The organism is Bacillus cereus group sp. MYBK79-1, from assembly GCF_051915365.1.
GTDB lineage: Bacteria > Bacillota > Bacilli > Bacillales > Bacillaceae_G > Bacillus_A.
Window position 1 is genome coordinate 91876 of the sequence record NZ_JBQAEO010000011.1, and the last position, 24049, is coordinate 115924.

The following is a 24049-nucleotide window of genomic DNA, read 5'->3' on the forward strand; positions in this document are numbered from 1 at the left end:
AGAAACATATGCAAGTTAGAAACATCCAAGGGGAAGATTATGTAAAGATTCATTCTGTTTTAAATGATTGGTGGGGCGGAAGAGACATGGCTGCCATGTTGCCAAAATTGTTTTTCGTTCACTTTCAAGAAACGAGTTTTATCATTGAAGAGGGTGGCGAAACGTTGGGCTTCTTATGCGGATTTTTTTCACAAACATATAAAGATGAAGCATACGTTCATTTTATCGGTGTAAATCCGAAGTATAGAAGAAGAGGAGTCGCATCGACATTGTATTCTTATTTCTTTGATGTTGCTCGTGCGAATAATCGAAAAGTTGTAAAAGCAATTACTTCACCAATTAACAAAAAGTCGATACTGTTTCATCAAGAAATTGGTTTTCGAATTGAGGCTGGGGATGATGAGATAGAGGGTGTATCGGTACATACAAATTATGATGGGAACGGCAGTAATAGAGTATTATTTTTAAAAAATGTGTAAAAGTAGGCTAGCTTAACGTTAGCCTTTTTGTTGTGAGGAGATAAAAATATGGAGAGTAAACAAAGTAGAAATGAATACTTACGACGCATTTATAAGGTGCAAGATTATATAGAAGCAAACATAAATGATTCACTTTCAATTGAAGAATTAGCGAATGTAGCAGGATTTTCAAAGTTTCATTTTCATCGGATTTTTAAAGGAATAGTAGACGAGCCGTTATCACGGTATGTAAACCGATTAAAATTAGAAAGAGCAACACATCTACTTACATATCGCACAGATATGACGATTACGGATATCGCTTACCATTTTGGTTTTACAGATTCAGCAGTTTTCTCCCGCACATTTAAAAGTCATTACGGAATAAATCCATCTCAATATCGAAACGACAATAGCAAGAATTGCAAAGACGTAAGCGGAACTTCTCAATACAATGAGTGTAAGAAGGTTCGAGGAAATGTTGAAATTGTATCAGCAGACGATATACACGTCGCATACATAAGGCATATCGGTACATATGAAGAGTTAACGATTGCTTTTCCAAAAATGATAGAGAAACTATTTCATTACGCATCAAAGCAAAACTACCATGTATTCGAGGATACGAAAGTATTAACCATTTACCACGATCATCATGAATTTACTGAGGACAATCATTTAAGAACGAGTCTTTGTATAACAATTCAGAATGAGTCAGCAGTAGAAACGAACGATATTGGACTAATGGTAATACCTTCTGGAAAGTATGCGGTAGGTCATTTTGAAATATTCCAAGATGAATATAAAGGAGCATGGGATTTCTTATACGGTGAGTGGCTTCCAAATAGCGGATATAACCCGAGAGATTCGTATCCTTTTGAAATGTATAAAAATGACCCAAGGCAGCACCTGGAAAATAAACATATAGTTGATATATATGTACCTATCGAACCTTTTTAATCATGGGTTAAAGGGGAATGATTAATGAAAACTGCTGAAAAGTTAGATCAGATTATAAAAGAAGAATATAAAAATATGAATGGTATGTTAGTAGTACAGAAAGGTAATGTTATTTTTGAAAACTATTATAACGGTCACGGTCCAAATGATGCATTTCATATAGCGTCAGTTACAAAAACGATAATCTCTGCGCTAATAGGGATATGTGTAGATAAAGGCTATATCAAAAGCGTTGATCAAAAAATAATAGAATTTTTCTCGGAATATAACGTTCATTCATCTGAAATAACGGTACGACATCTGTTGACAATGACAGCTCCACATCCTTTCGTAGACTGGCAGGAACCGTTAGAAGAATTATGTACACAAGAGGATTGGGTAAAATATACACTTAATAGAATGGGTAACGGCGGAGAAATTGGATCTTTTAAATATTCATCTGCAGGAGCTCATTTACTATCAGCGATCATAACGAGCGCAACAAGAAAAAGTGCGCGTGAATTTGCGAATGAATACTTATTTCAGCCACTCGGCATGAGAGGAATTCTAAACTACAATATGAAAGCATTTGGATTTGATGACTTATTCGGAAAAGATGTAAAGGGATGGGTTCATGATCCAAATGGTATTTCGACAGGCGGCTGGGGACTTACGTTAACAGCTAGAGAAATGGCTAAGTTTGGACAGTTGTATTTGAATGAAGGTATTCATAATGGAAAACAAATACTATCAAAATCATGGATAAAAGAATCGACAGAAATGAACCAAAATCAATATGGTTACTTATGGTGGTTACGAGAAGAGGATGGAATCTTTTCATACTGTGCAATGGGTGATGGTGGGAATGTGATTTGCTGCGTACCAGAGAAGGGACTGGTGGTAGTGATTGCTTCTGAAGTCATACCGAATGCAGAGGATAGATGGAAGTTAATTAAAGAGTGCATACTTCCTTATTTAAAAGATTAATATAGTTATTTTTATAAAAACAAAAATGAAAGGTTTAGTTAAACTTTTTTTGTTCTTCATGATAGAAAAAAGTGTTGTATTAACTAAGATTAGAAAACTTCAACACCTATACGATTATTGAATAGGTGTTGAAGTACTTTATAATTTGTTTAGGTACTTTTAACTTTTCGATGTATTAGATACATCATGCCAAAGACAATTACCAGCAAGATAAATTTAATTAATTCCATTAGGCTAATATCCCATTTTGTTTCTACTCCATCTGTTAAATAAAATACATTAAACATACCATGTAAAATTGCAGGTGTTATCACAGAATGGCTATACTCTCTCGTATACGTCAAAATTATAGATACTATAAATAATAACGAGAGATAGCTTAATATTCCTACAAACCATAATTCATAATTTTTATAAAAGATTGATACTGGTAAATGCCATAAAGACCAAAGCGATGCAGTAATGATTGCTGTTTGTTTTAATGAATATTTTTTTCGTAAATGGTAATGAAAATTTCCACGCCATATGATTTCTTCTAAAAATGCAGACAAAGCAGCAATTGTAAGACCAATGAGTAGGAGAAATCTCAATTCATTATAATGATTAAATAAGAATTTTATATTATAAATATAAAAATAGAAATGCAGACATAGACCTAGAAGTATTGGGAATAAAATGGAGAAAATCAAAGTTCTTATTTTTGGACGTGAAATTCCAAATGTATGAACTATTTTTTGTTTTTTATATAATTTCTGATATAAAATAGCAGCTAAAAGTGGAATAACCATCGTAAACCCTAAATAATTACGACCATTTTCTATGTTCAGTAAGATGATATAAATAAGTGATGTGAGAAGATAAATACATAATGTTGAATGATAAATTATGTTTCTATTCATATTGTTCACCTACCTAAGTATGTATAAGTGATTAATCAAATATCGGATATTTTAATTATATATGAAATGGAAATTACATATGTTGAACTTGTAGAAAAAGTTAGACTAACCCCGTAACTTTTCACAGCAAAAAATCGTTTAACACAAGAAAGGATTTTTAATCACGAATGGGGGAGAACTATGAAGATTCTAATTCTAGGTGGTACAAGATTTTTAGGAAGAGCTTTTGTAGAAGAAGCTATAAAAAGAGGACATGAAGTTACATTATTTAATCGCGGAACGAATAAAGAAATTTTTCCTGAAGTAGAGCAGTTAATCGGTGACAGAAATGATGATGTTTTAAGTTTAGTAAATCGCAAATGGGACGCAGTAGTCGACACGTGTGGATTTTCTCCGCATCACATTAGAAATGTTGGAGAAGTGTTACGGGATAATATAAAGCATTATATATTCATTTCAAGTCTTTCCGTATACAAAGATTGGATTCCGCATCATATAAAAGAAGATTATATATTACAACCCGAACCAACGGGTGATCAAATAAAGGCTGTGGAGAATGGTGAAGTTTCTCCTTATGAGTATTACGGTGCGCTGAAAGTATTGTGTGAAAAAGAAGTAGAGAAGTATTGGCCAGGGCGCGTATTACACGTAAGAGCAGGACTTCTTTCAGGAGTGTTTGATTATACAGATCGGCTTCCATACTGGATTGGGCGTGTAGCAAAGGGAGGAGAAGTGTTAGTTCCAGGAAGAAAAGACCGTCCAGTGCAGATAGTTGATATAAAAGACGTTGCAAACTGGGGACTAAACATGGCAGAAAACAATAAAGCAGGTACATTCAATGTTACAGGCCCAAATTATGAATTAACGATGGAAGAGCTATTAAATACGTGTAAAAAGGTTACGAATAGTGATGCTACATTCGTTTGGATAGATGAATCGTTTATGAATGAACATAAAGTGCAGCCTTGGACAGAGATGCCTTTATGGCTTCCAGAAACATTTTCATTAGAAGGTGAAACAAAGCCGTGGAAAGGTGGTTTTTCTATTAGTATTGAAAGTGCTGTTAAAGAAGGACTTATTTTTAGAAGGTTAGAACATACAGTTACAGATGTGTATGAGTGGATGAAGAGTGTGGGTGAATGGGAATTAAAAGCAGGTATTTCAGGCGAGAGGGAGAAAGAGTTGTTAGAAAAGTGGTATCAATAAATTTAGATGAGCCCTTTGAATATAATTGATTGCACATAAGGAGGAGTAAAGGTGATGTGGAAAAATACCATTCACAGTATCTCACCAAACTTAAGTTTGAAAAAACCAGCTATGACGGATGAACTAACTGATATACAAAACTGTTTACATGTGGAGTTGCCGAATGATTTACATCAATTATTACAGGAAACAAACGGTGTGGAAGGTGAATACGGGGACTTTATATGGTCTGCTTCAAAAATTAAAACTGAAAATATGAATATGAGAAATATAGTTGATTTCAAAGATTTATATATGCCTTTTGACTGTTTATTATTTATTGCTGATGGCGGAAATGGTGATTTGTTTGGTTATTCCATTTTGAATGGAATCGTGCAAAGAGATGATATATATGTATGGAATCATGAAAATGATAGTAGAACGTGGGTTGCTCCTTCTTTAAAGACTTTTATGGAGTGGTGGGAGAATGGAAAAATAACAATTTAAACATAGTATCAAGAAAAAGTGCCTTGTTACTAAAGAAACAAGGCACTTTTTTACGTATAATTAACCTACCACTCAATTGGTTCTTCTCCGTACATTTCCCATAGCTTAGGAAATATCTTTTTTAAACCTTCTTCATCGTCTTCATTCCAGTCAAATTCAAAATCTAAATCGTCGAATTCTTCATTAGATAAGACATGGTAAAGTGTAAAGTAAGTATCATCTTCGTCACCAGTTTTTTCTGCGTATACAGTGAAGCCGAAATATAAAGAAAGTTCTTCTATTTCTGGAACGTCATACTCACTCAAATTTTCTAATACAGGAATTAATCGTTCTGGATCTTCAATACAAGCTTCGTATGTCTCTTTTCCTTGATATAATAACCATCCGCGGAAGTAGTCAAAAGTATCATCTGAACACCCACCAAAAATAATATAGGCTGCTGCCCATAAACGTGACGTATAGGAATCTTTTAGTATGCGATGCATATGCGTATCAAAAGCTACAATTTCGTGTACTGTACGTTTAGCGAGATGAGAAGTAAGCCATTCTATTTGTTCTTCTTGATCTTCACCTTTTGTTTTTGCACGATTAAGTAGTTCCCAAAATTCTTCTTCTGTTATCGTTTTTTCTTTTATGTAATTTTCCCCAGGGCATGGGTCTGTATATCCCTTTTTACGTTTGGAAGCAATTAGTTTGTTAGCTTCTTTCATACATTCTGCTTCTGTTTCAAACTCCTTCGCTTTCACACTACCAGCTGTGCCAATTTTTCCGTAAAATACAACATAGTCCTTTTCTTTCACAACAATTTTCCAAAACTTATTTGATTTCTCAGTTTGCTGGATTAATAATGTTTCCATTCGTCCCCCCATAATGTTTTTCTAGTGTGCCCTGTGATTGTATCATATGTATATATACCTGTAATGATAAAGATTAAGTGTAATTACCAGAAAGTTCAAAACTCATTGAATGAAATAGAAAAATTTAGTAATCTTATTTGTACAGCACATACATTTATATAGCAATTTTTAAATTAAATATAGGGGGCAATCGGTGTGGACCTAACGTTTAAAGTTGAGGAAACATATTTTAATTACCGAGTCGGAGCAATTTGTAAACACAATAATAAAATACTTATTCTGCAAGGTGACGGTGAAGATTATTGGTACGTACCAGGCGGTCGAGTGAAAATGTTAGAAAATAGTGAAGACGCGTTAAAACGAGAGCTTGCAGAAGAATTAGGTGTTTCTATTAAAGGGAAGAGATTAATATGGTCAGTAGAAAATTTCTTTACACTTTCTGAGCGAAAGTTTCATGAAATTAGTTTTTATTATGAAGTAGAGCTACATGAATTACCAGCGAATGGAGCGGATCAATATATTTTGGAAGAAGAAGGTAGAACGTATTTCTTTAAGTGGGTGCCGGTAGAAGAGTTAGATACATATAACTTACAGCCAGCATTTATAAAAGGGAAAGTAAAGGATGTATTAGTTCATACAGAACATATCGTTTTACAAAAGTAAATGCATGCGGAGGGGAAAACGGTGAAGGGAACTAAAAAAGTGATTCATATAGACGGAAAAGTAATTCCATATACACATATTGAAAAAGGTTCTAATAGGATATGCTTTATGTTCTCAGGTTCAGGATATAATTACGATAAACCGTTATTTTATTATGCGACGATGTTAATGCTTGAACATAAAATAGATGTAGTACATATTCATTATTCTTATGGCGAACAAGTAATGAATAAACCAATGGAAGAAATAACGAGAGTAATGATGGATGATATTAATCCTATAATGAAGGAAGTATTAAAAGGTAAGCAATATAACGATACTATGTTTTTTGGGAAGTCACTCGGAACAATTCCGATTGCAAATGATGTAATGAAGAGAGAAGAGTTTTTACAGTCAAAAATGATACTACTTACACCTTTACTAACTTTTGATTCGATTTTTGATTCTATCCTACATAGTCATCACGAAGGGCTTTTAGTAATTGGAGATAAAGATCATCAATATAATGCAGATCAAATTGATCAGTTACATAAAACGAATTTACAAATTGAAGTTGTCAAAAACGCAAATCATTCTGTAAATGTTGGGGAATATGAAACAGAGAATTCAATTGAAGCGATAGCAAAAGTAATAGAAAAACTTAAAAAAGTTGTTAGGATAAACTAACCTATCAATACATGTAAAAAGAGATGCAATTTGCACCTCTTTTTTTATTTAATAAGCCTTCAAAACATGAAGCAAATAATCTTTCCGGTTCAGCGGATTATAATCAACACGTTTACGAGTAGGAAAGGGCTCCTTTAGTTTTGTAAAACCACCTGGTTTTGTTGTAAAGATACCTTCACCTTCTGTAAATGAATGAAGCATTCGTTTAAACTTCTCTGTTTTCGCAACAGGTAATGAACCTGTTAATTGGTAAGAATCATTATTTAATATAGGCTCGCTAAAAGTTGCTGGAATAGCAGCTAATTTATACATTGCGGTACTAATTGCTTGCTCTGGTACAGTCAATTCAAACTCGTTTACTGGTTCATATACACAAGTTTCAGCTTGCTTTAAAGCATCCATTAAAACGAGCGGTGTTAAATTTCTAAAGTCACTCGCTGTTGTAACAGGACTAGCATAACCTGTATGGGTTAACGTGACGATAATGTCCGTAACTTCCCATCCGTATAATCCTTGTTTTAACGTTTGAAATACAGTATCTTCAATTGCTTTATGAAATGCTAATGGAAGTGATCCAAGCTCAACACCTAAGTTATACGTTATGCCAGAATTAAGTTCACCACGTTCGAGTTTAAAACCAATTGTTGCGTAAAATGGATTCGCTTTTTCGCCCATTACTTCAACGCTATTCCCTACGCCAATAGGTTTCTCAATACATACGACACGCGTATTTGAGAAAGTAACCTGCAAATTGTATTTTTCAAAAAGTGTTGTTTCAATAACCTCTTTTTGTACTTCACCGAAAAGGCGAATATATAGTTCATTATGAATATCATCTTTCCACACTTTAATGAGCGGATCTTCTTCACATAGCTCCATAAGTGCAGCGTAAAGATCATGAATTCGTTCTTTTGATAATGCTTCAATAGCAGCTTCCATTTGTGGTTCGGCAAAGTGAATATCTTTTATATAATCAGTCCGTTCACCGATAATATCACCAATTTTAATATCACTCAGTCCCCATACTTTGCAAAATTCTCCGCTAGGAACGGTAGAAGTTTGAACGGCATCTCCGTTATGAAATACACATAATTTCTTAATCTTTTCTTTATATGCTAGAGCTTCACTACGTTGTATATGAACATATTTTCTAACATGTAAACGACCAGAAAAAACTCTTACATATGCAATCTTTTCCCCAGAAGATTCACGTTCAATTTTAAAAACAACACCGGATAATATTTCATTTTCTGCCGACTTATTAGCGGGAATTAAGTCTGAAATATTTTCGAGCAGTTTAGTTACACCCATGCCTGTCATGGCTGTGCCGAAAAAAATCGGGTACACATTAGCTTGTTGTATTTGTTTTTCGAGTTCTTCTCTTAATAATATGTCCGGTACGATTTCGTCATTTACATATGATTCAAGTAATGATTCATTATATGGTACTAACAGTTCCATACAGTCGTCATATGATTTGTATTCAATGATACGGGCTTCTTTCGTTCCTTCGTTTAGGGCAGAATAGAAGGGGAAGGCTTCATTTGAAAGAACATCTTTTATTTGCTTCATAACTTTTTCAGTATTTGCACCGCTACGATCAATTTTATTTACAAATATTATTGTTGGTATGTTTAGTTTCTGTAATGTTCGCATTAAAATTTTTGTTTGTGCTTGCACACCTTCAACAGCAGAAATAACTAAAATCGCACCGTCTAAAACGCGGAATGATCGCTCCACTTCAGCGATAAAATCCGCGTGTCCAGGTGTATCAATGACATTTACTTTTAAGTCATTTATATAGAAAGAAACAACAGAAGCTTTAATTGTAATTCCGCGCTGTCTTTCTAATTCCATTGAGTCAGTTTGCGTACTTCCGCTATCAACTCGGCCAACTTCTTTAATTACATTTGTTTCATAAAGAATACGCTCAGTCAAACTCGTCTTGCCAGCGTCTACGTGCGCGACAATCCCTATATTTATTGTTGTCATATGTGAATATCCTCATTTCATTTTCCATTTTTAATTCCTCATTTCTATTTGTGTATTGCCGCATTCCAATCACTCTCCAGTCATTTAAATTAGTACTATTATAGTGCAATTAACATTTTTTGTAACGCGACAAAGCGCCTTAATTTGGAAAAATATAAATGAAAACAAAATGCTTGCATTCTAAATCGATATAGATTATATTAATTGACATATCAACTATTGATATATCAAACATTTTTATTTTGATTGTGAAGGAGGGTTAATTTGACAAGTTCATGCTCAAAAGAAGCGATTATTTTATATAAATTACACTTTCTAAATAAAGAAGTAAGTTCGAAGTTCGAAGGTTGTACGGGTATGAGCCAGTCTCGATTAGAGCTTATACTTCAGTTATATGAAGTAGGTGAAATTAGTCAAAAAGCACTTCAGCAAGAAGTGAATATTGATAATGCTGCGATAACGAGGCATTTAAAGCAGCTTGAGGCTAATGAAATGATTGTAAGACGTAAAAATCCAGATGATAACAGAATTACGTTAGTTTCTCTTACTGAAGAGGGACGAAATAAAATTCAGGCGTTTCAAGAGGAGAAAGAACGTTTTGCAGCTTCAGCATTTAAAGGATTAAGTGAAGAACAGCGCGATAATCTTTTAACTATGTTAAATCACATTCAAGAAAATATAAAAGAACTATAAAAAAGGGAGAATTCAACTATGACTAACTCAGTAAAAACAAATGATTTTAACGAAATTTTAACAGGACGCCGTTCAATTCGTAAGTACGATCCTTCAGTGAAAATTAGCAAAGAAGAAATGACAGAAATTCTTACAGAAGCAACACTTGCACCATCATCTGTGAACATGCAACCATGGAGATTTTTAGTAATTGAAAGTGACGAAGCGAAAGCGACACTTGCGCCACTTGCGAAATTCAACCAATCTCAAGTAGAAACATCTTCAGCGATGATCGCTGTATTTGGTGATTTAAACAACTTTGATAACGCAGAAGAAATTTATGGTACAGCAGTAGAGCGTGGTTTAATGCCAGCAGAAGTAAAAGAAGATCAAATGAAAAAACTTTCAGGTTACTTCTCAATGGTTACACCAGACGTAATGAAAGATACAGTACTAATTGACGGTGGTCTTGTAGCAATGCAATTTATGCTAGCAGCGCGTGCTCACGGTTATGACACTTGTCCAATTGGCGGATTTGAAAAAGACCAAATCGCAGAAGCATTCGGATTAGATAAAGAACGTCACGTACCAGTAATGTTAATTTCAATCGGAAAAGCTGCTGACAGTGGTTACCAATCGGTTCGTCTTCCAGTTGAAAAAGTTGCTGAGTGGAAGTAATTTTATAAAAACAGAAATAAGTGAGATATGAGAGGAGAAACACCATGATTATTATTCACGCAATATTTCAAGTAGATCCAGCAAAACAACAATCATTTTTAGAAGAAATTCGTCCGCTAATTCATAATTCAAGAGAAGAAAGTGGAAATGTTTCGTATGACCTTTATAAAGATACAGAAAAAGAAAATGTATATACGATGGTAGAAGTATGGAAAGATGAAGCAGCAGTTGCGAATCATAATACGAGTGAACACTTCACATCTTTCGTTAGTAAAGCAGCACAGTTTTTAACTGCTCCTCTTGATATAAAAGCTTATAATGGAGAGGTAGTAAAATAATATGGTGAAAAAGATGACTGTAGCCTATAGTGCTAGGGTCATCTTTTTTAAATTGATAGGAATATATTTACTTCTAACGTGATGTGTTATAATTTGGGAATTTATTATTCTTATTTTTCAGAATAATAAGGTGGGAGATAAATATATGAGTACATTAAAGAAAATCACTAACAATGTTTCGAAAGTTATTATAGGAAAAGACGAATCGATAGGACTTGCAGCTATAGCTCTAATAGCAAGAGGGCATATTTTATTAGAGGATGTACCAGGAACAGGAAAGGGTGACATTAATATAAGTAAATAAAATTAACTGTAAATTAATTTTATTTACTTATACTTAATTACGTGGTAATGTATACTTACTTTTTTATATCTCTACCAATGGAAAAGGTTACCTTAGTAGAGTATTGCTCGTTAAATTTTTTATGAGATTATGTTTGTTTCATTAGTATAGAATGAAACAGTGATGTACTAGAGTTAAAGAATTAATGGGTAGCATGTAAATAAAAAATTATAATTTATTTTTAAATTTTTGTAAGGGTGTGAAAATAGAATGAAACCGGTATTGAAAAACATACTTCTTTCCTTTATTTTTTCTGCAGCAGGGATGTGTTGGTTTCTGTTTATGGTAGTTAGAGGGGGCGGAGACTGGTTATTGTCTTGGGTAGGTGTATTAATGGCATTTTTATCTTTATACACGTTAATAGATTTATATTGTAAGTATACATACGATAAAAAAACGAGTAAATTGTTTATCAAAGCAACAGTTACTACTTTTAGTTTTGCAGTATTGGGAATCACCTTTGGTATTGTACACGAGCTATTACAGCCATGGAGTCTCAGTTTAATGGTTTGGTATTGGTTGTTAGTGTTACTTTTATTTGTAACGACCATAATATTATTAGTTTTTGTAGTATTTGTTAATCGTAAAAATTATAATATTCCTGGGAGATATAGAATACTTATACTGCTCAATCTATTTCTTACGTTAGCACCGGTACTGTGGCCACTACTTCTAAATATTATAGGAAATGGTATGAACGCTAGTGCAGGATGGTAAAAGTGAATGAATTAAAAATTTGATATAGGGTTTTAAGTATGTAAGAGAACGTGTTTTGATAAATTGAAAACACGTTCTTTTTTTATTCTCATACATTACTTTTTCCCATCTGTTCGTCTAATTTTGAAAGTAAGTATTTCGTAAGGAATGGATAAGAAAAAAGAGAGTTTTATCCTATAGGATGAAAGTATAGCTTGAATCAATACGATATGAATAGAGGAGAGAAAGCCTTATGAAAAAATGTTCTTCAATTAAGTTAGCGAGTTTGGCAGTCTTATTAGCGGGTACTACTTTATTCACACCAGGTTTTACTGTGAAAGCAGAGTCTACTCAAAATATTTCTAGTTCGTCAGAAGCACATGATCAAAAGAATCGGAATGGCTGGAAACGAGTCATGCAAGAAACAATCCAAGTTGGAGCGCCAGGGGTATTAGTTAAGACGTATAATAACGGAAAAATTAGTAGTTATAATGCTGGCGTCGCGGATTTAAGTACAAAGAAATCGATGAAATCAGATTATCGCTTTCGGATTGCTAGTGTGACGAAGACGTTTACTGCTACGACTGTTCTTCAATTAGTAGGAGAAAATCGCGTGCAACTTGACGATTCAATTGAAAAATGGTTACCGGGTCTCGTACAAGGAAATGGATATGATGGCAATCAAATTACGATACGTCAACTTTTGAATCATACGAGTGGTATAGCTGAATATTTAAAGTCAAAAGACGCGGACTTTACGAATACAAGAAAATCGTATACAGCTGAAGAATTAGTGAAAATTGGACTTTCTTATCCACAAGATTTTCCACCAGGCAAGGGTTGGTCATATTCAAATACAGGATACGTAATACTAGGAATGCTTATTGAAAAAATAACTGGAAATAGTTATGCGGAAGAAATTGAAAAGAGAATTATTGAACCTTTGGACTTGGCAAACACATTTTTACCAGGGAATTCAACCGTTATTCCAGGCAATAATCATGCTCGAGGGTATTTGAAAATTGACGGAACGAGTGAGTTGAAAGATGTAACGTATTATAATCCGAGTATAGGTAGTTCAGCTGGAGATATGATTTCTAATGCGGACGATTTAAATAAGTTCTTTTCATCATTACTCGGTGGTAAGTTACTGAAGGAACGTGAGCTAAAAGAAATGCTTACTACAGTTCCTACAGAGGGAGAAGGTGTTGGTGATGGATATGGCCTTGGAATCTATGAGACTAAACTTCCAAAAGGTGTTTCAGTTTGGGGTCACGGAGGAGCAATCCCTGGGTTTATGACTTTTGCAGGCGGAGTAATTGGAGGTAAGCATACATTTGCTGTCAATGTTAACTCTTTAGGTCCTGTTGATATTCTTACACAGTTTGATAAAATGATGCAAGTTGAATTTAATAAATAGATGAAAAGAAAGCGAATAGCATTCTGCTGTAAAGGTCAGTATTAGCATTCATAGTATGACATCGATTGTAATTTAATCTTATAGTTTAGTATAAAAAAGGATGTCAGTTACACGACATCCTTTTTTATGGAGGATCAAAGAGGTGTGCTTTTAATTCTGAAAATTGTTATTTTTTCATTCATTCCATATAATGAAGGGTATAGGGGTTATACAGGGGAATTATGAATGGATAATACTTTAGTTTGTTAATTGTTTTTATTTTAATAAATAAAAGTAAAATGATTTGGAGTGAAATTCATTGGGAGAAAATCAGTTTAGATGGAGTAACAAGCAACTAAGAGAACATGTTGAAGTAATAGATGGCAAAAGAAGTCCGCACGTTTTATGTAAGAATGCAACGTATTTAAATTCCTATATGCGCGATTGGGTGCAAGCAAATATTTGGATCTATGATGACCGTATTGTATATGTAGGAGAAAAACTGCCAGCACAACTACATGAATGTGAAATCATTGATTGTGGTGGAAAGTATGTAGTTCCTAGTTACATAGAACCGCATGCACATCCGTATCAATTATATAATCCTGAAACGCTAGCAAATTATGCGATGCAGTTTGGGACGACGACTTTTATTAATGATAATTTAACTTTATTTTTCACATTACAACGTGAAGAAGCATTTCGTTTATTAGATGAATTTGAAAAGATTCCAGCAAGTATGTATTGGTGGTGTCGTTTTGATGGACAGACTGAATTGCAAAACGGGGAATCTTTATTTAATCGTGAAGAAATAATAGAGTGGCTTAAGCGTAAAGCAGTTCTTCAAGGTGGCGAGCTAACAGCGTGGCCAAAGTTATTACATGGCGATGATGAAATGTTACATTGGGTGCAGGAAACGAAACGATTACATAAAAAAGTTGAAGGACATTTTCCAGGAGCATCTGAAATGACTTTAGCGAAGTTAAAATTGTTAGGTACAGATTGTGATCATGAAGCGATGACAGGGCAGGAAGCTTTCACTCGTCTTATGCAAGGTTACACGGTTTCCTTAAGAAATTCTTCAATCCGCCCAGATTTAGAAGTGTTACTGAAAGAATTGCTTGAACTAGGAGTAAAACAGTTTGATAGATTTATTCTTACTACAGACGGCTCACATCCTTCGTTTTATGAAAATGGAATGACAAACGTAATGATATCTACCGCGATAAAACAAGGAGTGCCAGTAATAGATGCTTATCATATGGCAAGCTATAATATCGCTCGTTATTACAATATGGAACATGTACATGGCTCAATTGCGACAGGTAGAATAGCTAATATTAATATTTTGGAAAGTAAAGAAAATCCGGTTCCAATAAGTGTAATTGCAAAGGGGAAATGGGTGAAGCGTGACGGAATAAATAAAAATGAATCCTTACTTATAGACTGGAGTAAATTCAAAGTAACTCCATTATTATTAGACTGGTCTATAGAAAAAGAGGATATGATTTTTACTAATAAAATGGGCATACAATTATTAAATAACGTTATAACAAAACCATACACGACTGATATTGATTTAAACAGTGATGAACTTTCACTAGATCATGATGAGTGTTTTCTTATGATGATTGCTCGTGACGGTACGTGGCGAGTGAATACAGTTGTAAAGGGGTTTGCGAAAGAACTAGGTGGTCTTGCTAGCTCATATTCTGGTACCGGCGACATCATTCTGATTGGAAAGAATAAAGAAGATATGCTTACAGCTTTTCATAGAGTAAAAGAGCTTGGCGGGGGAATGGTAATAGCTGAAAAGAATGAAGTATTACACGAAATCGCATTACCATTGCTCGGGATTATGTCTAAGTTAAAAATGACTGAATTAATACAGGAAGAGAAACAGTTGGTGAAATTATTGCAAGAGCGTGGCTACGGGTATGACGATCCGGTATTTACCATTTTGTTCTTTTCTGCAACGCACTTGCCTTTTATACGGGTAACGCCTATAGGACTATATGACGTAAAAAGTAGTAAAGTACTAGACTCACCAGTGAATTTGATAAAGCAATATTAATATGAAAGGTCCTATAAAAGTCTAATTTATAGGGCTTTTCACATTGTTAGCATAAGAATATTATAAGCCTCAAATAATATAGTATCTAAATTATTTGAGGTGAAACGTAAGTATGAAAAAAATATTATACATTTTAAGCGTATTTGTATTATGTGTATCTATTCAACAAGTTGTACATTCTCAAACGGATGCACCAGAGTTAGCTTCGGATTGTCTTGAAAAAAGGAAAATTCGAGATGACAAGCATGTGAAGAATATAATAAGTGATATTAAATCCACATTTAATTTAAAAATTGATGAATATAGTTTTTTGGAAGTAAGTAAAAGAGACCTGGATGCGGCCCATTTGATGTATGGTGGAAAGGAAAATGATTCTTATTATAATTCGCTAACTAAAGTTTATGATAGTGGTGGATTTAGCGAGCAGCCCAGCTTATTTGTGAGGGCTCAAGAAGCATTTTTACTTTATAAAGAAAAAGATAATATCAATGTAATGAAACGCCTAAAACTAGATGTTGAAAAAGGGGAATGGCTCGTTGTAAAGACGAAAAAGAAGAAAGGGAAAAAAGTGAAATTCAAGCCGTTGCAATGTGAAAAAGATTATATGAAAAAGAGAAATGAATATCATAATCTAAAATGAAATAAAGGAATTTTAAGTGAGGAAAAATTCGTTAATAATTGCAAATGAAGTGGTAGAAATTCCTAGTAATTTCGCCATGAAAAAACGTCATTTTTTATTTTTGAAATGACGTTTTTTTATATACTTAAAGCTTTTGCATCGCACTTTCAATCCTCTTCACCAAATCAGCAGACACTTTATGAAAATACCCTAAAACAACCTTCCTAATATCATCGGAGATAACTTTCAAATCACTAGCCAAGTTTTCAGCAAGATGTTCTTTTTCTATCGGCTTTAACTTCGCATAAAATTCACTAGGCTGCGTAAAGTCATCCTGTTTCGTTATAGAAGTTCTTTCAAGTTTACCTTCAACATATCTTCCGTCACTGCTCGTTATTTGCTTAGCAGGTGTCCAATCTTGTTGCTGGTTAATCGCTAATTTACGAAATTCGGGACCAATTCTTCTTCTTTGAGAATCACTATAAATGTTAGCGCGTCCTTGCAACATTTTATCATCTGATAGTTCTGCACCGTCTAGTAAATTAGAAGGGGAGAAGGCGACTTTTTCTACTTGTTCCATATAGTTTTCAGGATTTTTATTTAACACCATTTTGCCTACTGGTATAAGAGGATACACATTTTCATCCCATACTTTTGTATCATCTAAAGGGTCATAAGGAAGATGTTCTTCATCTTTCGGATCCATGAGCTGGACATATAATCCGTATTCTACTGGTTTACCATTTGCAATTGCATCATATAAATCTCTCCCACTATAATCAGGGTTTTCGGCAGCCAATTTATTCGCTTCCTCACTAGTAATGTATTGTACACCTTCGAATGGGTACCAATGATACTTTACATATTTGCGGTTGCCTTCTGTATTTCTCCAAACATATGTATTAACACTATGTCCTGGGATGTGGCGCAGACTTTTGGCCGTACCAGCATCAGAATATAAATGGACAACGAAATGAATGGATTCAGGTGCTTTAGCGACGAAGCTCCAAAATCTATTAGGGTCTATTAAGTTATTTATAGGTGAAGGTAACAATGCTTGAATCGTTTCAGGAAATCGCATTGGATCACGAACGGAAAAGACAGGGATGTGATTACATAAAAGATCGAAAATGCCTTCCTTTGTATAAAACTTTGTAGAAAAACCGCGTACATTTCTAGAAGTGTCAGGAGTGCCTTTCGTACTAACAGCTAATGAAAATCGCACCATAACAGGAACTTTCTCATTAGAATGTTGTAAAAAATTTAGTTTCGTATGTTCAGACATTGGATAGATCGTTTGAAAATAACCGAACGCACCAAATCCTTTTACATGAACAGGTCTTTCTAAAATTTTTTCGTGAATAAATTGTTGTAACGTCTCGTGAAGTACACTATCTTGCTCTAGAACAGGTCCACGTGAACCAACTGTTTGAGAGTGAAGTGTAGCTTGTTCATTACGTTCTTCATTTGCATTAAAGCCTTTCCCTAGTAAAGATTGCTCCTGTTTATCATAGTTTTCATTCATCGATATTGCCTCCAAATCTTTTTTGTCCATTGTTACTAAATATGATTTCATAGCCTTGATTATGTATGACACGCAAAGTTCAAAATAGTAACAGACCGCTATATGAAAAAAACGCGTATGTAGTGGACCTGTTGAAATAGAAGAAATTATGGAAAAATGGATATCGAGAAGAAAATTACTATTAAAATTACAATCTTAAAAATGAATTTATACATGACTTTATAGAGAATAAACAGAAATAAACAGGGAAAATAACTAGGAGGAATTTAACATGTCGGATTGGTTTCAATTAGATAAAGAATATATGATGCCTACGTATTGTCGTACGAAGGTTGCAATAGAAAGAGGAGAAGGGTGCAAGCTTTATGATGTGGATGGTAAAGAGTATGTAGATTTATTTTCTGGTGTCGGAGTGAACGTATTGGGATACAATCACCCGAAAATCGTGCAAACGACGATGGAGCAAGTTACAAAATCGTTGCATCTTCCATTTCATTTTTTAAATCCAGTTGCGATTGAATATGCAAAGAAATTAGTTGACTGCTCATTAAAAAAAGGAAAAGTCTTTTTTACAAACTCTGGTACGGAAGCGACAGAAACAACGTTAAAATTAATTGATAAATATAGATTTAATACGCATGAAGAACGTGAAGGAATTGTAGTGCTGAAAAATAGTTTCCACGGGCGAACATTAGGAGCACTACATTTTACGAGACAAGAAAGTGTATATCAAAATTTCCCTAAAACATCGATTCCGGTATATGAAGTAGACCGCGAGAATATAGAGCAATTAGAAGAAACAATAATTCATGAAAATCCGATTGCGATTATGCTAGAGCCGGTTTTAGGAAGTGGGGGGATATACCCTTTATCAAGTGAATATTTACATGGTGTTCAAAACTTATGTGAGAAATATAATGTACTACTTATCGTTGATGAAGTACAAAGTGGTATGGGGAGAACTGGTAAACTATTTGCTTATCAAAATTTCAATATTACACCGGATATTATTCAAATTGGTAAAGGAGCAGGAGGCGGGATACCGCTTGGCGGAATTATTGTTGGTGAAAAGTTATGTGATGTATTTGCACCAGGAGATCACGGCACAACATTTGCTCATTCATCAATGGGAACGGCTTTAGGATTAACGGTATTAAACACATTAATTGACGATGGTTTAATGCAAGAAGCGTATGGAACGTCACTATATTTAAATGATAAATTGCAAGAAATTCAGAAAGAAAATTCTTATTATATTCAGGAAGTACGTCATGCTGGCATGATGTTTGGAATTAGTTTGAATGATACAAATGAAAATGTGAAGAAATTACAGGTAGAGCTAATGGAGAATGGGATATTAGTTGATGTTACACAAGGGAACATCATTCGTTTACTTCCTCCATATATAATTACAAAAGAAGAAATTGATACATTTGTTAATGAATTTATCTCTTGTATACATAGTTTAGCAGCTACAAGTATTTAAAAAAGAAACTTATTTTTAATTCAAATAAGAAGAAAATAGGGGTAAAAAAATAAATTTTTATATTAAAATAAAAAGCTGAAAAAGGTACTCGTATAGCGCCTTCTTCAGCTTTTTTATTTTAATAAATTACTTAACCTTGGAAGCATCTCATTGGACAAATAATTAATTATGTGAAACAATAATAACAGATAAGGAGACGCTGATTTTCCTTAAGTGCTTCGAATTTATTTTATTCAATAAGAGAAGGTGTGCTTAAAGAAGTTAAATTAAATAAGGAGCTGTTTTATTATATGCAACAAAATAATGATTTAAATTTTGAACCTCAAGACGTTAATATTGTCAATCCTAAACAAGCCAGGAAAGCAGTAGTTGCTACTGGTATCGGGAATGCAATGGAGTGGTTTGACTTTGGATTATACGCGTATTTAGCGGTAATTTTAAGTCAATTATTCTTCTCAGGTGTTGATAATAGTGGATTGCAACTTGTACTTACATTTGGTACATTTGCAGCAGCCTTTCTCGTTCGACCAATCGGAGGTGTATTCTTTGGTAGAATAGGAGATAAGTACGGCCGAAAAATCGTGTTAAGTACTACTATTATTTTAATGGCACTTTCTACATTATTCATCGCATTACTACCAACCTATGAACAAATTGGTGTATGGGCACCAATACTACTTTTAGTTGCCCGAATGATTCAAGGCTTCTCTACAGGCGGCGAATATTCAGGAGCAATGGTTTATATCGCAGAATCTTCTCCAGATAAAAAGCGTGGTATACTCGGTAGTGGTCTTGAAATTGGAACACTCTCAGGTTACATTGCTGCATCGGTAATTGTTACCATTTTGACGTTATTGTTAACAGATGAGCAAATGCTCAGCTGGGGCTGGCGTATTCCTTTCTTAATAGCTGCACCAATTGGCTTGGTCGGTTTATATTTACGCCGTCATCTAGATGAATCTCCCATCTTTGAAGAGATGGAAAAAGCACAAGAGGAATCTGAAGACAACGAACAATTTTCATTTATGGAAATATTAAAATATCACAAAAAAGACTTCTTATTAAGCACAGTAATTGTCGCCTTCTTTAACATTACAAATTATATGATTCTTTCGTATATTCCTTCTTATCTAACTCAAGTACTTAAAGTCAAAGAAACAACTGGCTTATTAATTATTTCTATTACGATGGCACTTATGATTCCACTGGCACTTTATTTCGGTAAATTAAGTGATAAAATTGGTAATAAACGCGTCGTGCAAATTGGTTTACTTGGTTTAACAGTATTTGCAATTCCAGCATTTTTACTAATAGGTAATGGACATATTGCAGCTATATTTGCAGGTATTTTCATTTTAGGATTTTTCCTAAGTGTATATGAAGGAACGCTACCTTCATTATTACCATCACTATTTTTCACCGATGTACGTTATCGAGCACTTTCGATCTCATTTAATATTTCTGTATCGATATTCGGTGGTACAACGCCGCTCGTATGTTCATACTTAGTTCATGCAACTGGTAACCCGCTAGCACCAGCATTTTATTTAACAGGTGTAAGTATTATTGGATTAGTCGCATTTAGTGTATTATTCGTTACAACATCAGGACGTGCGCTAAAAGGTTCATATCCTACAGTAGAATCGAAAAAAGAAGCACACCAAATTGCTAAAGAAGATCCTGAAGAAACACTTTGGTGGCATGAAGAATCATTAGAGATTGAAGCAGGGAAGAATGCTTCAATTTAAAAAGTAACGTAGAAGTACAAAAAGACTCCTATAAAAAATAGGAGTCTTTTTGTTGTGTTATTTTTTTCTTTTCTTCAAACTCTTCTGATATGCATAGAGTTTATGGATTTCTTCCTTAAATTCATGTAACAGTACGGTGTTTTCCTCATTTGAATAACGCACTGTATTATAAGCATTTATAATAATATGACTCTGAATATATATATTTTCTTCATTATTTATTCTTCCTAACCATGCTTCAACAGTTTCTCCTCGTTTTCTATTTAAAGGAGGAGTTAACTTACTCTCAAGTTTGAAAATTTCTTTTCGAATTTCATTATGAGGCGGTTTGTTTCGTTTCAAACGTTTTTGGCTCATGCCTTCTTTATCAGTAATGATAGTAGATTCGAAGACAGGCATATTTGGTAAACTGAATTGTTTTCGTTTTTTTATTATTTTCCAAACGACGTAAATAGCAATGACTGTACAAACTAATATGGTAATGCTATTTATGAGAGTTGGATCAAAATCACGTTGTCCAAACTCATCCTTAATTTGAGGGTCTTTTAGATTGCCTTTATTCGACCAAAAATCGTCTGTTTCTTTTGATTCAGCTGCGGAAAATAACGGATTAATGGCGTATCCAAATCCTAAAGCAACTACTTGTACGGCGTAAGAAAAAAGAAGCCGAATGTATGGGAAAATAGGAATGAGAAAAGCACTAATTATTCCAATCGTAATAAGAGAAGCGAAACGTAATAACTGTTGATTACGATTTGCTCCAGTTAACCAAAATGTAATCATAATGTGTAAGACTAATAGTAATAGTTTCCACAAAGATGGAAAGGGCGCATAAAATATAGCTGAAACACCAAACCATATAATACCGCCTAACGATTTTTGAACTGGATACCCAGGTCCAACTACATGTACGATAAAGAAGAAAAGCGGTAACATAATTGTGCCAAATAGAGAGAAAGAGAGAAAGATAGAACAACCGATTATTTGAGTAAGTAATAGTATGACAAAACCTGTTGTTTTTTTCTTCATTAATTTATGGATAAGAAGTATCCCTACATATCCTGTTGCTAAAAATATAGCAACAGAAACAAGTTCATCCCTTTCCGTTAATAACGAAAGGAGGAGCAACAGAAAAAAGTCATTAACGTGATAGAGCCAAGTTTTCAAGCTTTTCCACCATCCCTTCGTTATTAATGAGAAACATAGGCTGAGAGAGAAGAGGGAGTTCATTTCTCTGTAAACCAATGTATATCATTGTAGATGATCGTTCTCTTTTTCTCGTTACATAATGAATAAATCCTTGTTTAGGAAGTAACGTACTATCATCTGAAATACGCGCTAATTCCTCTAAAGATATTCCGTAATGTGTTTGCCCTTCGTTTAATGGTAAGTGCAGAGGACCACCTTCAGCTAATACACTAATAAATAATTCAAACGGTATTTGATGCTTCGTTGCGTATTGACAAATGTATGTTGCAAATGAAATAAGATTTTCTATATTATCTTTCCAACCAAACCCGCGATCAGCAGCTAATGAAAGACAAATCGTCCAACTATAATTTTTTACAGGTTCATATTGCTTCGCCTGTAATTCCTGCATTTTAGCAGATGCTTTCCAATGAATAGAACGGAAAGACTCACGTTCATAGCGTTTTATACCAATAATAGATGTTTCATCATTGTAAAAAGAAAAATTTGTTCGATAAGATCCTGTTAAAAGTTGCTGAAGTTCTTGCAAACCTGCTACTTCTTTAGGAGACGGGTACACAATAATTTCAGTTCGTAATTTATCAAAAATGGGCAAATGTACAGTTAAAAGATGAAAAGGATCCTTTAATACACATTCGAACTGTTCAATTTGAAATACACCACGCTTCGTTGCAGTTAATGTTAAATCCCATTTTTGCGCCGAATGTCCAGGTTGTGAAAACGGAAAAGAAAATAGCGTTTTGGATATTTGTTCAATCCCTTGATCTTTTTGTGGGAGAAGGGACGGATTTAAATGAAAATAACAAACACCGTTAACGAGTGGAATATTTGCTCCATTTTTTAAATGAATGAAAAACTGTCCAGATTCATCAGGGAAAAGCCGAGTCGTTTGTTTCTCGTTAATCACTTGAAACCTTTTCTCTATGTATGCGACATATTTATAAATGAAAATTGCAAATAAATAGTAGAAGAAAAAGAAAAACATAATGATTCGTTGTGGCATAAAAAATGTAAATAGTATAGCGCCTGGCACACTTAATTGAATAATATGCAGTTGGAAAAATAAAGGTACAGTTACAACGCGCTGTCCATTCATGCTTGCTCAATCTCCACTGGTACGTCAACTTCATTTAAAATTCTTTGCATAATTTCATTTTTTGTCGTACGTAATGCGCCTTCCATCGATAAGACGATACGATGATTCCAAACAGAAGGAACTAAAAATTGTATATCTTCAGGCGTACAATATTCTCTCCCGCGTAAAAAGGCTAACGCTTGAACTGCGCGCACTAAAGCAAGTGTGGCACGTGGACTTACACCGTTAGCGATGTAATCATGATTTCTTGTAGCATGAGCAAGTTTAATAATGTAATGTTCTAACGGTTCTGATACGAAAATTTCTTTTACTCGTTTCTGTGCTTCTAAAATGTCTTCTAAAGAAATAACAGATTTGACGCTTTCTAACGGTGTATCGTTACGGAAACGACGCATCATTTGTAGTTCATCTTTGGAATCAGGATAACCAATTGAAATTGTCATTAAAAAACGATCAAGTTGTGCATCTGGAAGAGGAAATGTTCCTTGTGATTCAATTGGATTTTGCGTCGCAATAACAAAGAACGGTTTCGGAAGAGGAGTAGATTGCTTTTCAAGCGTTACTTGTCGTTCTTCCATCGATTCTAATAAACTAGACTGCGTTCTAGGCATAGCGCGGTTAATTTCATCCGCAAGCAAAATATTAGTCATAACTGGTCCAAGTCTTAACTCGAATTCACTCGTTTTCGGATTAAAATATTCAATACCTGTTATATCACTCGGAAGTACATCCGGTGTAAATTGGACGCGAGAAAAATTACCACCAATACTTTTAGAAAGTGTTTTCGCTAGCAACGTTTTCCCAGTACCAGGCACATCTTCGAGTAATACATGTCCATCAGCAAGCAATGAAACGAGTAATAAATCTATAACATTTTCTTTACCGACAAAAACTGATCCTATGTTTTCTTTCAATTTATTTATCATATGTATCATTCCTTTCAAAAATATAAACGGATATTTCTATATTTTAACAAATTATTCAGAAAATTGATATGGTTTTTCAATTCAAAG

General features: G+C 34.1%; 23 protein-coding genes and 1 pseudogene. 17 read left to right on the forward strand and 7 right to left on the reverse strand.

What is annotated here, in order from left to right:
• Positions 1-8: 8 nt before the first annotated feature.
• Genes ACTFOB_RS18060 through ACTFOB_RS18070 form a run of 3 tightly spaced genes read left to right on the forward strand, consistent with a single transcriptional unit; the run spans position 9 to position 2384 of the window.
• Positions 9-479: a GNAT family N-acetyltransferase gene (locus ACTFOB_RS18060; protein ID WP_440028006.1), complete on the forward strand. Its 471-nt coding sequence runs from the start codon at positions 9-11 to the stop codon at positions 477-479.
• Between the two features lie 48 nt (positions 480-527).
• A complete protein-coding gene (locus ACTFOB_RS18065) occupies positions 528-1418 on the forward strand; it encodes an AraC family transcriptional regulator (protein ID WP_440028003.1) in 891 nt (296 codons plus the stop codon).
• Between the two features lie 24 nt (positions 1419-1442).
• A complete protein-coding gene (locus ACTFOB_RS18070; protein WP_440028000.1) occupies positions 1443-2384 on the forward strand; it encodes a serine hydrolase domain-containing protein in 942 nt (313 codons plus the stop codon).
• A gap of 149 nt (positions 2385-2533) precedes the next feature.
• On the opposite strand, the gene ACTFOB_RS18075 is transcribed toward ACTFOB_RS18070, so the two are convergent.
• Positions 2534-3292 carry a CPBP family intramembrane glutamic endopeptidase gene (locus ACTFOB_RS18075; protein ID WP_440032729.1) on the reverse strand — a complete coding sequence of 253 codons (759 nt, stop codon included), beginning with the start codon at positions 3290-3292 and terminating at the stop codon, positions 2534-2536.
• Between the two features lie 171 nt (positions 3293-3463).
• Between ACTFOB_RS18075 and ACTFOB_RS18080 the strand changes: the two genes are divergently transcribed.
• Both ACTFOB_RS18080 and ACTFOB_RS18085 read left to right on the forward strand, forming a co-directional pair.
• Positions 3464-4489 carry an SDR family oxidoreductase gene (locus ACTFOB_RS18080; protein ID WP_440027997.1) on the forward strand — a complete coding sequence of 342 codons (1026 nt, stop codon included), beginning with the start codon at positions 3464-3466 and terminating at the stop codon, positions 4487-4489.
• Between the two features lie 54 nt (positions 4490-4543).
• Complete coding sequence (locus ACTFOB_RS18085) at positions 4544-4975, forward strand: SMI1/KNR4 family protein (RefSeq protein WP_440028251.1); 432 nt, start codon at positions 4544-4546, stop codon at positions 4973-4975.
• A gap of 65 nt (positions 4976-5040) precedes the next feature.
• Here the strand turns inward: ACTFOB_RS18085 and ACTFOB_RS18090 are convergent, their stop codons facing one another.
• Positions 5041-5832 carry a DUF4240 domain-containing protein gene (locus ACTFOB_RS18090; RefSeq protein WP_061676920.1) on the reverse strand — a complete coding sequence of 264 codons (792 nt, stop codon included), beginning with the start codon at positions 5830-5832 and terminating at the stop codon, positions 5041-5043.
• 195 nt (positions 5833-6027) lie between these two features.
• Between ACTFOB_RS18090 and ACTFOB_RS18095 the strand changes: the two genes are divergently transcribed.
• On the forward strand, positions 6028-6495 hold the full coding sequence (locus ACTFOB_RS18095; RefSeq protein ID WP_440027993.1) for an NUDIX hydrolase: 468 nt from the start codon (positions 6028-6030) through the stop codon (positions 6493-6495).
• A complete protein-coding gene (locus ACTFOB_RS18100; protein ID WP_440027990.1) occupies positions 6496-7161 on the forward strand; it encodes an alpha/beta hydrolase in 666 nt (221 codons plus the stop codon). It abuts the gene before it with no gap.
• 48 nt (positions 7162-7209) lie between these two features.
• Here the strand turns inward: ACTFOB_RS18100 and ACTFOB_RS18105 are convergent, their stop codons facing one another.
• Positions 7210-9153 carry a GTP-binding protein gene (locus tag ACTFOB_RS18105; RefSeq protein WP_440027987.1) on the reverse strand — a complete coding sequence of 648 codons (1944 nt, stop codon included), beginning with the start codon at positions 9151-9153 and terminating at the stop codon, positions 7210-7212.
• A gap of 264 nt (positions 9154-9417) precedes the next feature.
• On the opposite strand from ACTFOB_RS18105, the gene ACTFOB_RS18110 reads away from it, so the two are divergent.
• The 8 genes and pseudogenes from ACTFOB_RS18110 to ACTFOB_RS18145 all read left to right on the forward strand — a co-directional run bounded on the left by ACTFOB_RS18110 (position 9418) and on the right by ACTFOB_RS18145 (position 15993).
• Complete coding sequence (locus tag ACTFOB_RS18110) at positions 9418-9846, forward strand: MarR family winged helix-turn-helix transcriptional regulator (RefSeq protein ID WP_100910167.1); 429 nt, start codon at positions 9418-9420, stop codon at positions 9844-9846.
• Between the two features lie 18 nt (positions 9847-9864).
• Positions 9865-10503 (forward strand): nitroreductase family protein, encoded by a 639-nt coding sequence (locus tag ACTFOB_RS18115; protein WP_440027983.1) that lies wholly within the window; start codon positions 9865-9867, stop codon positions 10501-10503.
• 44 nt (positions 10504-10547) lie between these two features.
• Positions 10548-10841, forward strand: coding sequence for a putative quinol monooxygenase (locus ACTFOB_RS18120; protein ID WP_440027979.1), 294 nt, complete (start codon positions 10548-10550; stop codon positions 10839-10841).
• Positions 10842-10986: 145 nt separating this feature from the next.
• A pseudogene (locus ACTFOB_RS18125) lies at positions 10987-11121 on the forward strand (AAA family ATPase); the annotation flags it as partial.
• Between the two features lie 273 nt (positions 11122-11394).
• Positions 11395-11901 carry a DUF3902 family protein gene (locus tag ACTFOB_RS18130; protein ID WP_440027977.1) on the forward strand — a complete coding sequence of 169 codons (507 nt, stop codon included), beginning with the start codon at positions 11395-11397 and terminating at the stop codon, positions 11899-11901.
• A gap of 232 nt (positions 11902-12133) precedes the next feature.
• A complete protein-coding gene (locus ACTFOB_RS18135) occupies positions 12134-13300 on the forward strand; it encodes a serine hydrolase domain-containing protein (protein WP_440027974.1) in 1167 nt (388 codons plus the stop codon).
• 298 nt (positions 13301-13598) lie between these two features.
• On the forward strand, positions 13599-15353 hold the full coding sequence (locus ACTFOB_RS18140) for an adenine deaminase C-terminal domain-containing protein (protein WP_440027971.1): 1755 nt from the start codon (positions 13599-13601) through the stop codon (positions 15351-15353).
• Between the two features lie 112 nt (positions 15354-15465).
• On the forward strand, positions 15466-15993 hold the full coding sequence (locus ACTFOB_RS18145; protein WP_440027968.1) for a hypothetical protein: 528 nt from the start codon (positions 15466-15468) through the stop codon (positions 15991-15993).
• Between the two features lie 124 nt (positions 15994-16117).
• On the opposite strand, the gene ACTFOB_RS18150 is transcribed toward ACTFOB_RS18145, so the two are convergent.
• Positions 16118-17527 carry a catalase gene (locus ACTFOB_RS18150; protein ID WP_440028249.1) on the reverse strand — a complete coding sequence of 470 codons (1410 nt, stop codon included), beginning with the start codon at positions 17525-17527 and terminating at the stop codon, positions 16118-16120.
• A 241-nt stretch (positions 17528-17768) separates the two neighbouring features.
• On the opposite strand from ACTFOB_RS18150, the gene ACTFOB_RS18155 reads away from it, so the two are divergent.
• Both ACTFOB_RS18155 and ACTFOB_RS18160 read left to right on the forward strand, forming a co-directional pair.
• Positions 17769-18983: an aspartate aminotransferase family protein gene (locus ACTFOB_RS18155; RefSeq protein ID WP_440027965.1), complete on the forward strand. Its 1215-nt coding sequence runs from the start codon at positions 17769-17771 to the stop codon at positions 18981-18983.
• Between the two features lie 290 nt (positions 18984-19273).
• A complete protein-coding gene (locus tag ACTFOB_RS18160; RefSeq protein WP_440027962.1) occupies positions 19274-20731 on the forward strand; it encodes an MFS transporter in 1458 nt (485 codons plus the stop codon).
• Between the two features lie 57 nt (positions 20732-20788).
• On the opposite strand, the gene ACTFOB_RS18165 is transcribed toward ACTFOB_RS18160, so the two are convergent.
• The 3 genes from ACTFOB_RS18165 to ACTFOB_RS18175 are packed head-to-tail and all read right to left on the reverse strand — an operon-like array spanning position 20789 to position 23962.
• Positions 20789-21898, reverse strand: coding sequence for a DUF4018 domain-containing protein (locus ACTFOB_RS18165; RefSeq protein ID WP_440027960.1), 1110 nt, complete (start codon positions 21896-21898; stop codon positions 20789-20791).
• Entirely contained in the window at positions 21873-23036 is a 1164-nt protein-coding gene (locus tag ACTFOB_RS18170; RefSeq protein ID WP_440027957.1) for a DUF58 domain-containing protein, read from the reverse strand. Before ACTFOB_RS18170 ends, ACTFOB_RS18165 begins: the two co-directional genes overlap by 26 nt.
• Entirely contained in the window at positions 23033-23962 is a 930-nt protein-coding gene (locus ACTFOB_RS18175; protein ID WP_440027954.1) for an AAA family ATPase, read from the reverse strand. Before ACTFOB_RS18175 ends, ACTFOB_RS18170 begins: the two co-directional genes overlap by 4 nt.
• Positions 23963-24049 lie beyond the last annotated feature (87 nt).

Coding starts and splice junctions, on each gene's coding strand:
- ACTFOB_RS18115 (WP_440027983.1), top strand. CDS start 9,865: ATGACTAACTCAGTAAAAACAAATGATTTTAACGAAATTTTAACAGGA.
- ACTFOB_RS18105 (WP_440027987.1), bottom strand. CDS start 9,153: ATGACAACAATAAATATAGGGATTGTCGCGCACGTAGACGCTGGCAAG.
- ACTFOB_RS18090 (WP_061676920.1), bottom strand. CDS start 5,832: ATGGAAACATTATTAATCCAGCAAACTGAGAAATCAAATAAGTTTTGG.
- ACTFOB_RS18150 (WP_440028249.1), bottom strand. CDS start 17,527: ATGGACAAAAAAGATTTGGAGGCAATATCGATGAATGAAAACTATGAT.
- ACTFOB_RS18135 (WP_440027974.1), top strand. CDS start 12,134: ATGAAAAAATGTTCTTCAATTAAGTTAGCGAGTTTGGCAGTCTTATTA.
- ACTFOB_RS18170 (WP_440027957.1), bottom strand. CDS start 23,036: ATGAATGGACAGCGCGTTGTAACTGTACCTTTATTTTTCCAACTGCAT.
- ACTFOB_RS18155 (WP_440027965.1), top strand. CDS start 17,769: ATGTCGGATTGGTTTCAATTAGATAAAGAATATATGATGCCTACGTAT.
- ACTFOB_RS18120 (WP_440027979.1), top strand. CDS start 10,548: ATGATTATTATTCACGCAATATTTCAAGTAGATCCAGCAAAACAACAA.
- ACTFOB_RS18070 (WP_440028000.1), top strand. CDS start 1,443: ATGAAAACTGCTGAAAAGTTAGATCAGATTATAAAAGAAGAATATAAA.
- ACTFOB_RS18085 (WP_440028251.1), top strand. CDS start 4,544: ATGTGGAAAAATACCATTCACAGTATCTCACCAAACTTAAGTTTGAAA.
- ACTFOB_RS18160 (WP_440027962.1), top strand. CDS start 19,274: ATGCAACAAAATAATGATTTAAATTTTGAACCTCAAGACGTTAATATT.
- ACTFOB_RS18175 (WP_440027954.1), bottom strand. CDS start 23,962: ATGATAAATAAATTGAAAGAAAACATAGGATCAGTTTTTGTCGGTAAA.
- ACTFOB_RS18100 (WP_440027990.1), top strand. CDS start 6,496: ATGCATGCGGAGGGGAAAACGGTGAAGGGAACTAAAAAAGTGATTCAT.
- ACTFOB_RS18130 (WP_440027977.1), top strand. CDS start 11,395: ATGAAACCGGTATTGAAAAACATACTTCTTTCCTTTATTTTTTCTGCA.
- ACTFOB_RS18065 (WP_440028003.1), top strand. CDS start 528: ATGGAGAGTAAACAAAGTAGAAATGAATACTTACGACGCATTTATAAG.
- ACTFOB_RS18145 (WP_440027968.1), top strand. CDS start 15,466: ATGAAAAAAATATTATACATTTTAAGCGTATTTGTATTATGTGTATCT.
- ACTFOB_RS18080 (WP_440027997.1), top strand. CDS start 3,464: ATGAAGATTCTAATTCTAGGTGGTACAAGATTTTTAGGAAGAGCTTTT.
- ACTFOB_RS18060 (WP_440028006.1), top strand. CDS start 9: ATGCAAGTTAGAAACATCCAAGGGGAAGATTATGTAAAGATTCATTCT.